The following is a 15,960-nucleotide window of genomic DNA, read 5'->3' on the forward strand; positions in this document are numbered from 1 at the left end:
TTCCTCATTTGATCATTGTAGTCTGTTAATCAACGCCTTCCTCTAGCCGACAACAAACACAACAATGATAATTCAATCAATATCAGTTAATATAACTGAATTCGTTAACGCAAGCAAAACACAAGCCGGTAAGCAAAGTCACCTATGCATTCACTCATAAAATGGACAATTAAACACTTGCCTCTATTCGGGCTAGCGCTAATCGCAAGCCTCTTCTTCACATCGCTAACGCAAGCCTCCCAAAACGGTTCTAAGGCTGAACATCAATCGATGCAAGCACTCTATGACATGGTGCTGAATCACCTAAAGCAAAAAACCGACCAAAAAGTACATAACGCGACTTTTGACATTATGGAATTCAGTGACCGGTTACGACTTTCACGTTGCCAAGAGCCACTTGAACTGGAAGACAAAGCCCCCGGAAAAATTTATGGCCGCATGACCTTCAAACTGCAATGCCCGAACCCGGAATGGAAAATTTTCGTCACCGCCACGGTAGAGGGCGATTTACCCGTCGTCATTTCCACTAAAGGAATCCTGAAACAGGCCGTTATCCAACCTGGCGACGTCAAACGGGTTTTCATGCCTTACCAGAAAGTTCGACGTGGCGCCCTGATTGATGCCGAGCGAGCCGTTGGAATGCGTGCGAAACGCGCTATTCCACCCAATACGATCTTGACGGTTCGTCAACTTCAACCGCCCTATTTGGTGTTTGAAGACAATAACGTGACCATCATCACCCGCGTCGGCCACATCAAGGTTAAGTCCATTGGAGTGGCTTTGAAAAATGGCGTGAAGAACCAACAAATCCCAGTCAGAAACCTTTCTTCAAAGAAAGTCGTAAAAGGCATAGTTATTGCTCCAAATACCGTCGAAGTACCATAAGACAAAAAATACGTAAAAAAAAAATTAAAGTATCGAAACAATCAGCCGTTAAAAGTACTAGAACAAATATCACAAGTTGTTAAAATACATTAAAGGTTTGGGGATACCGTTATGGATATTAAAAGTGTTAATCAAAATCTGGTGAACAACCGATTGAACGATTCGGGGAATGGTTCACCCAAAAACGCCGGCGCGCAAAACGCATCGCAATCAAATGTCAGTGCGGATAAAGTCACGTTGACAGACGTTTCAACGCAAGTACAAACGCTTGAAAAGCAAGCGGCCGCCAGCACCGTTGACAATTCAGCGAAAATTGAAGAGCTGAAAGCCGCCATCAAAGATGGGACTTATCAAGTCGATGCTGAAAAAGTCGCCAATAAACTGATTCAAACTGAAGCCCTGTTCGCAGGCAATTAAGTGCAACAATGAGTCAAGTAGCCGACACACAAACTTTATCCCCACTCTTGTCCGAGCTACTTGACCTACTGTCCAAATTTGAAACGGCTTTGGAAGACGAGGCCGCGGTTTTAAAGTCTCCAGATATTTCCTCTCTTTCCGAGACCCTCCAACAAAAAGAAACCTTATCGGAAGCGGTCACCGAAAAGTTCGACCAACTGACCCAGACTCTTTTGACACATAAGCAGGACGCTCGTATTTCTCTGGATAACTTGTCACTTCTGGAAATACCAGGGTTAACGGATAGCAACAAACAATCTTTGAAAAAAATTTCCGAAAAAGCCAAACAATGCCACAAACTCAATGCCATCAACGGCATGACGGTACAGGCACTCCGCAACCTCAACCAAACCACCATCAATTTATTAACCGGTCGAGATGAAAACGGAAAAACATATAGCGCTTCCGGCAAAACACTTCCCAGCGATCAAAAATCCAACCCACTTGGAAAAGCCTGAAACCTTCCTTCAGCAGTGCCATCACCGTTTGGCGTAAATTCTGCTTGACGATTCTTTGGAATTTAATACACTCGTTTTATGCATATCGATTAAGATATTCAGCAAACGCAACTTAGAAGAGAAACCCTATGTCTTCGAAAAACAGTCGATCTTTTTTTAGAATAGATGTCATGCTGCCATGCAGTTACCGAATCGTACCGGAAGAAGAGGCCATTAACCAACCACTTCCCACCTCACCTGATGCCAGCTATATCGAAAAATACTTTATGGAAAATTTGACCCAGCTGGATGAGCAATTGAGCACGGTCATCTCGCAAATCGGTCAAAAAAGTGCCTTATTGGCAACTGCACTGACCGCGATGAACAGCAAAATCAACTTTCTGCTTCAGACAGTGGACAGAAAACAATTGGTTCACGCTATTCCACAGCGCATGGTGAACATCAGCGCTGGAGGCCTTGCCATCAAAGTAACGGAAAACGTCAACGCCAATGATAAAGTGGATCTGCTGATCCAACCACTGGAAGATGAATCGCCTGTATTGGTCCGTTGCAATATCGTTAAGGTTATTCCGGAAGCCGACGGCTCAGCCACAACCGTGGCATTGGAATATCAAAACATGTCGGAAGACGATCGCCGTAAATTGGTGTACTTCATTCAAAGCAAGGAAATCGAGTTGGCCAACCAGATGAAAAAACAACAGACCGACTGAACATCTTTGAATACCGGTTTCAAACCGTGTAACAAAATTCAGACATAAAAAAACCGGCTTTCGCCGGTTTTATTTTTTTGAGTCGTCGAAAACACATCTTTAAGGAAAGGAATAGGTTCGATCCAAATCTCCGTCATAAGACGACGGCTTTTTCTCCATCGCTTCTTTTTGACGCATAAACTTCTGGAGTTCGATTCTCAGCAATTCAATCTCTTTCAGCCCCTGCTTCAAATCACTGGTGTAAGCCCGGTCTTTTTTGGCTTGCTCCTTAATCAGCTTGCCTTGCTTATAGACCTTGCTTTCCAGAATCCGCACACGGGTACTGATGCTTGCCGCCTCCGCAATCGATTGAAAGGTCAACAGCATGATCACGGCCGAAGCCAAAATGGCTGTTCGATTCATTATCGTTTCTCCTTATACGCCACACTATGGCGACCCATTCCATTCAAATCTCTTACTCTCCAATCGTATGGCAAGTCAGAGTACGGCACAAATCTTCCGCCGAAATGGTGGTTTCTTCTTCTTTCTTGGAATAAACGAAGGCATTATGGAAGAAACTTTTATCGATATAGACTTCCAGAATGGTTTCATAGTTGTGGTCGGCCATTGGTGTGATACTGACGACGCGCGCACCTCGCACAATCGCATTCACTCTTGCGCGGAAACTATCGTTTTGAGCCGTCAAAGTCGCAACCGACGTATTACTGTCGATTTTGATACCATACAGCTGCTCGGCCAATGAACGGTAAGCATCCAGTTTCGCGGCCCGAATCGCCATCAAACGACGTTGTCCAGGCGTATAGCCTTCATAAGTGCTTTCGGCCCCATAACCGATACCGGAAATTTTAATCAGCTGAGGCTGTAAAGCACTTTTAGGAACTTTATAAACCACTGGCTGTTTCGCCACCATTTCTTCCACTGTTGGCGCTTCTTTTTCAGAAGCGGCCTGATCCGACATACTGGCAGAGCCTGCTGGCGCTACAGGCGCCGGTGCAGGCTGCGGCTGAACCGTTTGCACAGGGGCAGGTGTTGATGTTGAAGTGGATTCCACTTTGGGTTGGGTACTGCAACCCGCCAAGACCATAGCACTGGCCAAAGCGGTTGTGAAAAGTAAGCTCTGTTTATTCATAACAGTGTCTCCGTTTTACTCAAAAAAATAAGGTTTGGGGTAAGCGCGATGCGTAATCCAACGGTTGGATCGCTCAGACTCACACCGGTTAATCTGTTCACTGCATCTCAGACCATTGACGGAATATTCCGGCCCAGGTTGATAATGCTTCGGTATTAATTCAGTCGTGTAATAATCCGGCACACGATATTTCGCATCCATGCCAGTACAGGCGGTCATGAGACTGCTGGCTATCAACAGCCAAACCATCTTATACAAACCGTTTCCTGTCATTTTTTTAGCCCTCAAGCATTCCCATTACTGATACGAATCGAAATACGGGTTATTCGGTGCGCTGTATTCATAAGCTCTCGCCTTTTCCATCGCACGCTGTTTTTGTTTGGCCAGCTGGGATTTTTCAAGTTCCTCGGCTTTCTTTTGCTCTTCCGCAACCTTCACTTGTTCTTCCAGCATGCTCTGTTCAACTTTCTTGACCGTTCTCAAAATCGATTTGTACTGAGACTGCAGTGACTTGATACGGTTGTTAATTTCATTCACTCGTCTTTGTGTAACGACCATTCGAGAGCTGACTTTATCCATTTTCTTCGCCAACTCCGGATCCATCGTCGATACTTGGATATCCTGTGGCACCGGAACCGGCTGGCTAGGTTGAGGAATCACCGCAACCGCTGAATCTTTTTTATCAGTCTTCTGACTATCTTTATTACCATCAATTGATACATCGGCCACGGTGTCCGCGCCTTGAGACGGTGTCATTTGTATTAAGTCCCGGTTCAATTGCTCAATTTGAAAGCTCAAGGCATCCAATTTTTTCTCCAGTTCCTTGACGGTTTTCTCCGAACTGGAACTTTTAATCATGCTTTGCGTCGAACCGGCCTGAATATCCTCCAGAAGCGACTTGGCTTCCTCATCCAAGCCAGGATTGGATGCCAAAGCGGCCCAAATCCCGGTACCAATCGCCACCAAGACCAATGTGATTGTGATTGAGCTGAAAATAATGATCAGTTTTTTAATTGAGTCCATTTCGGCCACCGTTAACGTATTTTGATTTTGGTTTTGACTTTGATTCTGTTGCTGCAATGCCGCCCGCTTTTGCAAAAAGTTTTCCGCACCGTCCTCAACAATCGATGCCGGAGCAGGCGGTTCGTCATTTATATTAGCTCCACTGGCTTCGGCCACCGGTTCATCTTTAAACATCGGTTCCAGAGCCGGTTCGGGTTCAGGCTGTGCAGCAGGTTGCGGCTCTAGCTCCGCTTCATCATCCGGTGACGGAAAATTATCCATAATCCCGCCACCGACATCGGGCATTTCTTCGACGACTGGTTCGGGTTCGGGCTCTGATTCCGGTTCTGGTTCAGGCACCTGCTCCGGTTCTGGTTCAGGCTCTTCCTCTTTCGGAAAATCATCCAGACTACCTTCTTCCAGAGGAGTGTCGGCCTCGGGTTGATCCGCTTCCGTTTCACCACCTTGGTCATCATCATTCGAAATCGCTTCCAGCTCCGCCTCGTCTAACAAGGCATCGATGCTGTCTAGATCATTCGGATCAATGGTATCATTGGATTCAGCCACCGCTTATTCCCCAAACTTGCCAATTATCGGTTTCTTAATATCACCAGGCCTGGCCATTTCCGCGACCTGCAAGAACGCTTAAAATTACGGTGTCAATCGCTCGAATACGCCAGTGTCCAACCAGTAGACATCAGGATAGAAATGGAAGTGCTGTTCACTGTCCATACTTAAATCCCCCAGTTCGGAGCGCATGACATGTACATTCTCTTGCGTCAAATTTACAACGGCTTTTGCCGCCAACTGACCTAAAGCATAAAAAATGCCAACTCCTGAATCCGCAGCCGTCGAAGACTGTTTTTTCTGAACCTGAGCAGCGTAGTAGCTTGGAAGAATGGCAGAAGTAGACTGCCAGTAAGGAAGGCTGGTCATCAGCTGATCGGCCGGCGGCAAATCAGAAGGCAACCAGTAATGTGCCAAAGCATTCAAGTGATAATACTCCAGCAACGGGGAAACTTGCATGGCCAGCCGGTAAGGCAAAAAACTGACCACAACATCCACATCTTGTCTCGGACGCTCTTCAAACACCAGTGAGTGAGCAATCGTATGCTGTAACCACCCTTTACGCCCTTGAGACTGCTGAGCGTGTAAGGCACGCTCCAAAGCCTCATCAACATGGGATTCGATTTTCGTGACCTCGACAATCTTAACCGGAAAGACCGAGTCATCTTCGGGGGCCAACGTCTCTTTGAAGCGTTTGACAAGTGCTTCAGACTTATCATCGCCATCGGTCAACACCACGATTCGACGCGCATGGCTATTCTGTAAATACCGTACCAGAGAGGTAACCGAGTCGGCCATCGAAGACGGTGCCAGAGCACGCAGCGCGTCACGAGCTTCCGTTTCCTGAAGCTCATTGAAAGCCAGCACCGGCGTATGCAAATCGAGGGTTTTCAATTCCGCTACATGCGCCTTCTGCAAGGGGCCAAAAATAAAACTGGGCTGATACAGACGTACCCACTCCCATGCCTCGAACATGGAATCATAAATATTGGTGTCCAGAACGTCTAAATCGTACGGCATGGGCATGTCGTGAAAAGCATCTTGCAATCCCTGATAAACCGCTTGCCCCGCTTGAGAATAAGGCCCGGTCATCGGCAAGAGCGCTAACATTTTCCGGGCATTGAAGCGAAAGCCCGTTGTTGAAGGTAAGGTCGTTAACTGCGCCGAGTCATAATAGGCTTGCAGTCGCGCCACCCGGTCTTGCATTTGCGAACTTAAACTTTCAATGGGCAACAGTGCTTTCAGTTCGGACAAATATACGCCGACTTGCGAAACCTGCTGGTTTTTCTGTGCCAATTCCGCCTTCAGCAGCAGAATTTCGACATCAATCATTTGAATCTGCTGATCCAAGGTTAAATTCGCGCTCGGAGCCGGGTTGTCCGACAATGGCGTGATGACTTCACCTTCTTCAGCGACAGCGCCCCACGGAGAGGCAAATATTGCCACCATACTCCAAGCCAACAGATTTCGATGCCGTTTCATGATGCCTTTTGATCTACTCTAACGATTTGGAAACGATTTCATAAACATCTTTCGACAGCGCTTTATCCGCCGCAATATGCTGCAAAGCCGATTGCATTTTATCCTGACGATGACCTTTGAAACGCTTCCAGGAAGTGAAAGCCGTTACCAAACGGGCCGCCACTTGCGGGTTGATTTTATCCATTTTAAGCACTTCTTCGGCCAACAGGGCATACCCCTCGCCAGACGCGTCATGAAACGCCTTCATATTCAAACGCCCGAACACACCCAACACACTGCGAACCCGGTTGGGATTGCGGTAATTGAAATCCGGATGTTCCAGTAAACCGCGCACGTCTTGCAAAGCCTGCTCCGATTCCGATCGTGCTTGCAACGAGAACCACTTATCCATCACTAACGTATCTTGCTGCCAGCGCTCGTAAAAATCGGATAAACACGCTTCTCTTTCCGATACGGCCAAGTGATTCAATGCATTCAAGGCCGCCAAGACATCGGTCATGTTTTGTTGCTGTTCATATTGCGCCACTGCCCGAACCACCGGTTCCGCCCCATAAGCTAAATAGGCCAGACACTGATTTTTCAACATCCGCGCCGCCATATCGTGTTTGTCATAGCAATAGGCCTTTTTTGAACAGTGAGCCAAATACGCTTTGTCCAAAGCGCCACTAAACGTTTGGGCAATCTGGGCTTTCTGATATTCCACCGCTTGCAGGACAGCATCGACATCAATCGTCTCGAACTGTTCAAACACATACGGCAAGTCCGGCAAACCAATTGCTAACGCTTTGAGTGCAGGATCCAGTCCCTTAGCTTCCAACACCGCCTGAAAAGCCTGCTGATAATGCTCGGAAAACACCATCCCATTCCCCGCTTGAAAACGAGCGACATTGTCTTCGATGTTTTTCAACGCCAGGGTCTGAATCGATTCCCAACGCACAAAACTGTCGGCATCGTGCGAGGCCAACATCATCAATTCCTCGTCGCTGGCCGCATATTCCAGATTCACCGGCGCGGAGAAATGCCGCAACAACGATAGATGCGGTTCCTGAGAAAGTCCGGTGAATTCAAACGTCTCTGAAAGAGTCGTGAGCTTAAGCAAATGGCCTTTTTCGGTTTCAAAGACTTTATTTCGACTATTTTCACCAGGCCTGACCGGCAACGCCCGACCATCATCATTCAGAAACCCGAACAGCACCGGAATCAATAACGGTGCGTGGGCTGATTGGCCCTTTAAGGATTGTTCACAATGAAGTGTTAAAGTACCGGTCGCCGCATCGAAGTGTTTTTCTACCTTCAAGGTTGGGGTACCCGCTTGTGTGTACCAGTTGTGCATTTGAGCCAAATCGATTTCATTGGCATCGGCCATGGCGTTTCGAAAGTCTTCCACCGTAACCGCTTGACCGTCAAACCGATCAAAATACAACTGCATGCCTTTCTGGAAACCGGCTTCACCCAACAACGTATGGTAAAGACGCACCACTTCCGCGCCTTTCTCATACACCGTCATAGTATAGAAGTTATTCATTTCAATATACGACTGCGGCTGAATCGGGTGCGACATGGGCCCGGCATCCTCCGGAAACTGATTGTTACGCAACCGTTTGACGTCTTCAATGCGTTTCACTGCCGGAGACAACATGTCCGAAGTAAACTCCTGATCACGAAAAACTGTCAACCCTTCTTTCAACGTCAGTTGGAACCAATCACGGCAGGTGACACGGTTGCCGGTCCAGTTATGGAAATATTCATGCCCGATAACCGATTCAATGCCTTCGTAATCCGCATCCGTGGCGGTTTCAGGCTTGGCCAAAACATACTTGGAGTTGAAGACATTCAGGCCTTTGTTTTCCATGGCCCCCATATTAAAGTCGTCTACAGCCACAATCATATAGATGTCCAGGTCATACACCAGACCGAAACGTTCTTCATCCCACTTCATGGAACGTTTCAACGATTCCATTGCATGTTCACATTTATCCAGGTTTTTCGGCTCTACGTAAATACGCAAATCAATCTGACGCTGATCCCGGGTAATAAACGTGTCTTCCACTTCTTCCAGATTGCCGGCCACCAACGCAAAAAGATAACAAGGCTTTTTATAAGGATCTTTCCAAATCGCATAATGACGATCATTCGGCAAATCCCCGACTTCCACCAGATTGCCGTTGGAAAGCAATACTTTATTGTCTTGCTTGTCGGCAATGATTTTGGTCGTGAAATAGGTTAAAACATCCGGACGGTCGAAATAATAGGTAATGCGACGGAAACCTTCCGCTTCACACTGGGTACAGTAATTACCGCTGGTCCGATACAACCCTTCCAGACGCGTGTTGTTTTCCGGGTCGATTTCGGTAACGATTTCCAACTCAAAACGTTCCGGAACATCCGGCAAGATCAACTGTGTATCAGTGACGTCATACTGCGTCGGCATCAGGGCCACACCATCCAAGTCGACTTGAATTAATTCAAGCCCTTCGCCATCCAACACGAGCGGCGCGGACAAATCCTTTACCCGGTGAACCTGCATGCGATTAGTCACCCGTGTACCGTTCGGTAATAATTCGAATGTCAGAAAAAGAGATTCAACCTCAAAGGCCGGTGGTTGATAGTCGGTCAAATAATGCGTTTTAGGTAAATTTTGTGTCATAGGTGTTATCAGGAACTCGCTTGAATCGTACTATTGAATGGTTAGACGTTTGATTGTAAAAGACTGGGACAAAAAAATCTGAAAAAAAAAGCCTTTCTGCCAAAGGCAGAAAGAGCTTTTAGGGAAAGTTACAGAAATGTCTTAGTAAGAGAACTCAGCGCGACGATTTTTCGCCCATGCCGCTTCAGTATGCGCTGGATCAACTGGATCCTCTTCACCGTAACTGATGACATTGATTCGGCTTGGGCTTACACCTTCAGCAACCAATGCATTTTTCACGGCATTTGCACGGCGCTCACCCAACGCCAAGTTGTACTCACGCGTACCTCTTTCGTCACAGTAACCTTTGATGGTGACGTTTGCCGTGCTATCCAATGCCATGTAATCGGCATTCAATTTAATGATTTCATAAAACTCAGCTTTCACTTCGGAACGATCGAAGTCAAAGTTAACGACTTTTCCTTGCAAAGTGGCTTTCAACTCAGCGGCCGTTTGACCAGCATCGTTGGTTGCTTCGACAACTTCAACCACCTCTGTTTGTTCAACAACAACTGGTTCTGCCGTTTCCGCTTGCGCATCTGCTGAACCGGATTCTTCTGTTGTTGGCGTTGAGCTACAACCGACTAAAGCGAACCCCAAAAAGCCAACTAAAAATAGTTGTTTAAGACCGGATAAAGACATCGTAAATCTCCCTAAAATGTTAAAAAAACGTATTTAAAATATAACCGAAATTCAAATATACCTGAATTCTAAGAAAAATTGAACTCTATTTCAGAATTTATGTAAAAAACCTTATTTTTTTAGACTTTATTTACTCCAAAACCGCTATTTAAAACGGTTTAACCCGCCGATGAGGCCATTGCCTGCAAGGCCTCCATATCCTGAATAACCACTTCCTTGCGCTTCCAGCTCATCCAACCTTGTTTTTGGAATTTTCCGAGAATGCGAGAAACGGTTTCCGGCGTCAGGTTAAGGTAGCTGGCCACATCGCGATGCAACACATTCAACCGGAACTGAGTATGCTCATACCCGCGTGCCCGAAGGCGTTCGGACATCATCAAAATAAAATCGGCCAACCGCTGCTCGGCGGTTTTTTGGGTCAAAATCGTGGAATGCAGGCGCCCGGTGACAATTTCATGGCTCATCAAGCTGAAAATTTGCGCATTCAGGTTCGGGACTTCCGTTCCCAGCTTGGTGAGTTGCTCGTAAGGCAACGCACAGACTGTCGTTGTATCCATCGCCACGGCGTAGAATTCATGGCGACAACACGCCAAGGCCTCCATCCCGACAATATCCCCCGGCAAATAGAAGCCATGGATCACTTCCTGCTCATGCTCGTTAACGGAGTAGACTTTCACAATACCGGCTCGAATCGCATAAAGCGACGTAAAATTCTCGCCCGCTTGATAAAGATATTCCCCCTTCACCAAGGACGGCTTGCGGTCGACCAGTTGGTCCAAACGCTCAATATCGGTATCGTACAGACCGTTGGCAAAGCAAATCCCTTGCATTGCACATTTGGAGCAACTTGCATTAAACCCGGAATGCTTTTCTGTCATAGCGCCACTTTCTTTTAAAATCCCTTTTCCGCGATTCTACCAAAATATTTTTTTCGGGGGCACCAAATATCCCAAAAATGCGTCGCACTTTCCGGCTCGTCAAAAAACATAAAAATTCAGCGAAAAATAATTTTATTTTTTACTTAAAAGTTCTTATCAATCCCGACTGCCTATTTTTTAATCAATTTATAAAAACAGTAACATTTTTAAAGCATTTAGCCACCTCGAAAAGAAGTCTTCACAAAGTTATCCACAGCTTCTGTGGATTATAATCAGGCCAATTAAAAACCATGCCAACAAATATAAAAATAGTTTTTATATTTTAAAAACAATACCTTAATAACCATTACTAGAATGCAAATTAAATACAAAAACTAATATCGGCTATTCGCTTGTCAAGTTTTTTTTGAAATTATTCACTTTTATCGACAAACTGCTCGCACCCCTTTTAAACATTGGATTTATGGTAAAATTCGCGTCATAAAACGGTCATCATTAAGGAACACGTCATGGCAAAAATTTTAGGCATCGGCAATGCGGTTTTGGACATTATTTTGAAAACCGACCACTACCCCCACGAAGACGAAGAGCTGCGCGCGCTATCTCGTCATCACCAAGTCGGCGGCAATGTGTGCAACAGCCTTTATGTCCTGAATCAACTGGGGCATGAATCCAGCCTGATGACCACTCTCGGTGGCGACCAAAGTTCCAAACAATTATTGAACGGTTTGCAAGAACGCCGAATCCAAACAGAACACATCCAACGCTTTATCCAAGGCCAGACGCCGACCTCTTATGTGTTACTGAATGAAGCGTCCGGCAGCCGAACCATCACCCACTATCGTGATTTGCCGGAGCTTAGCTTCGATTTTTTTGCCAAAGTCGAAATCGAACAATATGATTGGCTGCACTTTGAAGGTCGAAACATCGACAACCTGAGTGGCATGCTTAACATTGCCAAAACCTTCCTAAGTCATCAGCCGATTTCGTTGGAAGTGGAAAAACCCCGCGACGGCATCGAAGCTTTATTGCCACAGGCCAACGTCATTTTCTTCTCGCATCATTATGCCAAAGCCAAAGGGTATGCCAATGGCCGAACCTTACTGGAAGCCATGCGAGAAAAGGCGCCTCAAGCGCACTTGATTTGCACCTGGGGAACCGAAGGCGCCTGGTATGCGTCCCCCGACAAGCCGGTTCAACACCAACCCATTGAAACCATCCCTCAGGCTATCGACACCCTAGGCGCCGGCGACACCTTCAATGCAGGCGTAATTGATAGCCTGTTAAACGGAAAGACATTGTCCGAAGCGGTACATGCCGGCAGCCGACTGGCCGCACGAAAATGCCGCCAAACCGGTTTGGATAACCTGATGACGGAAATCAAAGATAAACGGCCGCTGGCCAACATCAAACAAGTGACAAATGCCAAAACACTGGTCGTGCCTTGTGACGAATTACCGCATTCCGTGGTGCTCATCAAATACGAAGACAGCATCAAGGCTTACGAAAACAACTGTCCGCATCAGGACGTGCCGCTGAATGAAGCCTATAAGATTGACGTCAATCCTTTCGATAAAACCATGAAATGTTCCGTGCACGATGCCTTTTTCAATATCGAAGACGGACTCTGCGTGGAAGGTCCTTGCATCAATGACGAGCTCACCGCTGTGGCGATTGAAATTGACGAGCAAGGGGATATTTACCTGGCACAATAAAAAAACGACCAGGCCTGGTCGTTCTTGACTTAAGTTATTAGAAGTAAGAAGGCTTGGCAGAAAAGCCTCATTCTAATGAATAAACACCGCTCAAAAGCACGTGACGGCCTTATTTACGCTGCCGCTGACGAAACACCTCATACAAGGTCACGCCGGTGGCCACGGAAACGTTTAAACTCTCAACCGCCCCCACCATCGGAATCGCGGCCAAGTGATCGCAAATCTCACGCGTCAGTTTCCGCAATCCGGAGCCTTCCGCACCCATCACCAAACCGACCGACCCGGTAAAGTCCATATCATAAATGGTCGAATCGGTCTCACCGGCCAAGCCGGTGACCCAAAGTCCGGATTGCTGCATCGTTTTCAAAGTACGCGCCAAATTCGCGACCACAACCACTTTAACGGTTTCAGCCGCGCCACAAGCCACCTTTCGAACCGTGGCATTCACCCCCACCGAATTATGCTTAGGAAGCACCACCGCAGTCACGCCGACCGCATCGGCCGTTCGCAGAATTGCGCCCAGATTATGCGGGTCCTGCACCTCGTCCAAAAACAGAAAAACCGGCTGGCTTTCGGTTTCCATCATCGACAACAAGTCCGATTCCTGTAACTCCGCCTGTTTGGCGATTGTCGCCACCACACCTTGATGTACGGCATCGAAACGATTGAAATAAGACTTGGGTTCGAATTGATATTGAATGCCAAGGGACTTGGCTTGCGCCATGAGCCCTTGGATGCGTTTATTCTCAACGCCTTTTTGGAAGACAAGTGAATAAACGAGATGTGGAGATTGCTTCAGGAATTTTTCAATTGCGTGAATGCCGTAAAGGGTATCTTGCTTCACGGCTTAACTTCCCGTTTTTTTCTTACCGCCGCGCCCGCGGCCACCACGTTTTTTACGATAGGAACGCTTGCGTTTCTTCGGTTTGGATTCTCCCGATTCGTCTGCCGAAGTTTCCGCACCTTCTGGCTTGGTTTCAGCCGTGGTCTCTGAGTCACCGTCCTCTTCCGAAGACAGGAAACGCAAGTCAATCTTACGATCATCCAGATTGACCTGTGCCACCTGCACTCTCAAGCGGTCACCCAATCGATAGACTTTACCGGTGCGCTCACCTTTCAAGCAATGACGAGACGCATCGTAATGGAAGTAATCTTCACCGAGCTCGGTAATGTGCACCAGTCCTTCGACATAAAGCGGATCCAGTTCGACAAACAACCCAAAGTTGGTCGCGGCAGTCACCACGGCGTCGTACTCTTCTCCCAACCGGTGCGACAAGAACTCGCACTTCAGGAAAGTAACGGCATCACGTGTCGCTTCATCGGCACGTCTTTCGGTCGAAGAACAGTGTTCACCGAAAGACTTCATATCCTGTTCCGAATAATTGAACTCCGTAACTGCTTGCTTGGTCCAGGCAAAGCGAATCGCACGGTGAATCAACAAATCCGGATAACGGCGAATCGGCGAGGTGAAATGGGTGTAATACTCGTAATTCAAACCGAAATGCCCCTGGTTCTCAGGCTGATAGACGGCTTGGTTCATACTTCTCAGCAACACGGTTTCCACAAGATGTTCATGTGGCGTTCCTTTGACCGCTTCGGAAACGGCCGCATAGTCCTGTGCACCCGGCTCATCGCCACCTTCCAGTGTCAGGCCGAAATCGCCCAGGAAGGTACGCAAATTGGTCAAGCGCTCTTCCGACGGCTTTTCATGCACACGGTACAACATCGGAATTTTATGCCATTTCAGGTAACGAGCGGTTGCCACGTTGGCCATCAACATGCATTCTTCAATCAATTTATGTGCGTCGTTACGGGTTACCGGAACGATTTTCTCAATCTTACGATTCTCATCAAAGACGATACGCGTTTCCGTAGTGTCGAAATCCAAAGCGCCGCGTTCTTCACGGGCTTTCTTCAACACTTGATATAAGTCATTCAAATCCTCGATGTTCGGTACGAATTCAGCGAAGGTTTGACGGTGTTCGGACTGTTCGTCCGTCAACATTTCATGCACTTGGTTGTAGGTCAGACGGGCTTTGGAGTTCATCACCGCATCGTAGAACTGGGTTCTCTCCAACTTACCGTCATCGTCGATATACATATCGCACACCATGCACAAACGGTCGACTTTCGGGTTCAAGGAACACAAGCCGTTGGAAAGTTTTTCCGGTAGCATCGGAATGACTTGTTGTGGGAAATACACCGAGTTGCCACGTTCGTAAGCTTCCTTGTCCAACGGTGTGCCCGGCTTCACGTAATGCGATACGTCGGCAATCGCCACCACCAGTCGCCACCCTTTCTTACGGCGTTTAGCAAACACCGCGTCATCGAAGTCTTTTGAATCTTCGCCATCGATGGTCACCAACGGCAAGCTTCGCAAATCCTTGCGACCTTCCTTATCCGCTTCCGTTACTTCATCGGGAATCGCATCCAACTGTTTGGTTGTATCTTCTGACCATTCGTTCGGGATATCATAGGCATGAATCGCGGAATCGATTTCCATCCCTGGTGCCAGATAATCCCCGATCACTTCAATGACTTTACCGATGGCACTGGAACGCTTGGTTGGCTGGTGAATCACCTCAACCAGAACAATTTGCCCTTCTTCGGCATTCAACAGACCGTCTTGCGGAATGAAAACGTCCTGCGCAATTTTATTGTTGGTCGGTTGCACCCAGGCCAGACCGTCTTCAAAATGCAGTCGACCAAGCAACTGTTCATTAGCGTGCTCGATGATCTCAACAATCATGCCTTCACGACGACCTTTACGATCCACGCCGATGACGGAAGCGATTACCAAATCGCCGTGGAAAACCTTATGCATCTCCCGGTCACCCAGGAACAAATCGGAACCACCGTCTTCCGGTTGAACAAAACCAAAACCGCCCGGGTGGCCAATGACTTTCCCTTTAATCAAATCCATTTTCTGGATCAAACCAAAGGCCCCGCGACGGTTTCGCAACAACTGCCCGTCCCGTACCATGGCTTTCAAACGGCGCGATAAGGCTTCGAAACGCTCATCATCGTCAATATCTAAGCTATCGGCGATTTGTTTGATACGCATCGGCTTCTGTTCTTTCTCTAACAAATCGATAATGAACTCTCGGCTCGGAATCGGATTGTCGTATTTATCGGCCTCGCGATCGGCATGCGGATCCGCAGGAGGCGTATCGGTGCGATTATCAGATGGGATTTGTGGGTGGGATTCTTCTGTCATCGTCTCTGGCGACGACTCGATGTTTTCATTTTTACTTTTTTCAGTCACTCGAAATTCAACTATTTTTGTGTCTATTTTTGAAAAATCTAAAGTTATTTATTCCACACTTTAAAGGATTTTTCACTCGATTTAA

Annotated in this window: 14 protein-coding genes; 5 read left to right on the forward strand and 9 right to left on the reverse strand. The window is 47.2% G+C overall.

Annotated features, from left to right (window positions below; genetic code table 11):
• Nucleotides 1–270: 270 nt before the first annotated feature.
• The 4 genes from flgA (at nt 271) to EPV75_RS07940 (ending at nt 2,509) form a co-directional block, all read left to right on the forward strand.
• The gene (flgA, locus tag EPV75_RS07925; protein WP_264080561.1) at nt 271–885 is read left to right on the forward strand and encodes a flagellar basal body P-ring formation chaperone FlgA; all 615 of its coding nucleotides are present in this window, start codon (nt 271–273) and stop codon (nt 883–885) included.
• 111 nt (nt 886–996) lie between these two features.
• Nucleotides 997–1,302 carry a flagellar biosynthesis anti-sigma factor FlgM gene (gene flgM / locus EPV75_RS07930; RefSeq protein WP_029938364.1) on the forward strand — a complete coding sequence of 102 codons (306 nt, stop codon included), beginning with the start codon at nt 997–999 and terminating at the stop codon, nt 1,300–1,302.
• 8 nt (nt 1,303–1,310) lie between these two features.
• Nucleotides 1,311–1,799, forward strand: coding sequence for a flagellar protein FlgN (gene flgN, locus EPV75_RS07935; RefSeq protein WP_128385027.1), 489 nt, complete (start codon nt 1,311–1,313; stop codon nt 1,797–1,799).
• A gap of 170 nt (nt 1,800–1,969) precedes the next feature.
• Nucleotides 1,970–2,509 (forward strand): PilZ domain-containing protein, encoded by a 540-nt coding sequence (locus EPV75_RS07940; RefSeq protein WP_225972287.1) that lies wholly within the window; start codon nt 1,970–1,972, stop codon nt 2,507–2,509.
• A gap of 99 nt (nt 2,510–2,608) precedes the next feature.
• Here the strand turns inward: EPV75_RS07940 and EPV75_RS07945 are convergent, their stop codons facing one another.
• The 7 genes from EPV75_RS07945 to EPV75_RS07975 form a co-directional block, all read right to left on the reverse strand.
• Nucleotides 2,609–2,911, reverse strand: coding sequence for a hypothetical protein (locus tag EPV75_RS07945; RefSeq protein ID WP_127119561.1), 303 nt, complete (start codon nt 2,909–2,911; stop codon nt 2,609–2,611).
• 52 nt (nt 2,912–2,963) lie between these two features.
• Nucleotides 2,964–3,638 (reverse strand): LPP20 family lipoprotein, encoded by a 675-nt coding sequence (locus EPV75_RS07950; protein ID WP_164730744.1) that lies wholly within the window; start codon nt 3,636–3,638, stop codon nt 2,964–2,966.
• A 297-nt stretch (nt 3,639–3,935) separates the two neighbouring features.
• Entirely contained in the window at nt 3,936–5,207 is a 1,272-nt protein-coding gene (locus EPV75_RS07955; protein ID WP_128385028.1) for a hypothetical protein, read from the reverse strand.
• Between the two features lie 84 nt (nt 5,208–5,291).
• Nucleotides 5,292–6,689, reverse strand: a complete 1,398-nt coding sequence (locus tag EPV75_RS07960; protein WP_128385029.1) for a penicillin-binding protein activator — start codon at nt 6,687–6,689, stop codon at nt 5,292–5,294.
• Nucleotides 6,690–6,702: 13 nt separating this feature from the next.
• Entirely contained in the window at nt 6,703–9,336 is a 2,634-nt protein-coding gene (gene pepN, locus EPV75_RS07965; protein WP_128385030.1) for an aminopeptidase N, read from the reverse strand.
• 141 nt (nt 9,337–9,477) lie between these two features.
• Nucleotides 9,478–10,017, reverse strand: coding sequence for a peptidoglycan-associated lipoprotein Pal (gene pal, locus EPV75_RS07970; protein WP_029938372.1), 540 nt, complete (start codon nt 10,015–10,017; stop codon nt 9,478–9,480).
• A 158-nt stretch (nt 10,018–10,175) separates the two neighbouring features.
• Nucleotides 10,176–10,895 carry a helix-turn-helix domain-containing protein gene (locus tag EPV75_RS07975; RefSeq protein WP_029938373.1) on the reverse strand — a complete coding sequence of 240 codons (720 nt, stop codon included), beginning with the start codon at nt 10,893–10,895 and terminating at the stop codon, nt 10,176–10,178.
• Between the two features lie 509 nt (nt 10,896–11,404).
• Between EPV75_RS07975 and EPV75_RS07980 the strand changes: the two genes are divergently transcribed.
• Nucleotides 11,405–12,610, forward strand: coding sequence for a PfkB family carbohydrate kinase (locus EPV75_RS07980; protein ID WP_128385031.1), 1,206 nt, complete (start codon nt 11,405–11,407; stop codon nt 12,608–12,610).
• 109 nt (nt 12,611–12,719) lie between these two features.
• Here the strand turns inward: EPV75_RS07980 and rlmB are convergent, their stop codons facing one another.
• A complete protein-coding gene (gene rlmB, locus EPV75_RS07985) occupies nt 12,720–13,454 on the reverse strand; it encodes a 23S rRNA (guanosine(2251)-2'-O)-methyltransferase RlmB (protein ID WP_128385032.1) in 735 nt (244 codons plus the stop codon).
• 3 nt (nt 13,455–13,457) lie between these two features.
• A complete protein-coding gene (rnr, locus tag EPV75_RS07990) occupies nt 13,458–15,827 on the reverse strand; it encodes a ribonuclease R (protein ID WP_128385033.1) in 2,370 nt (789 codons plus the stop codon).
• Nucleotides 15,828–15,960: the final 133 nt, after the last annotated feature.

The organism is Hydrogenovibrio thermophilus, assembly GCF_004028275.1.
Taxonomy (GTDB): Bacteria; Pseudomonadota; Gammaproteobacteria; order Thiomicrospirales; family Thiomicrospiraceae; genus Hydrogenovibrio; species Hydrogenovibrio thermophilus.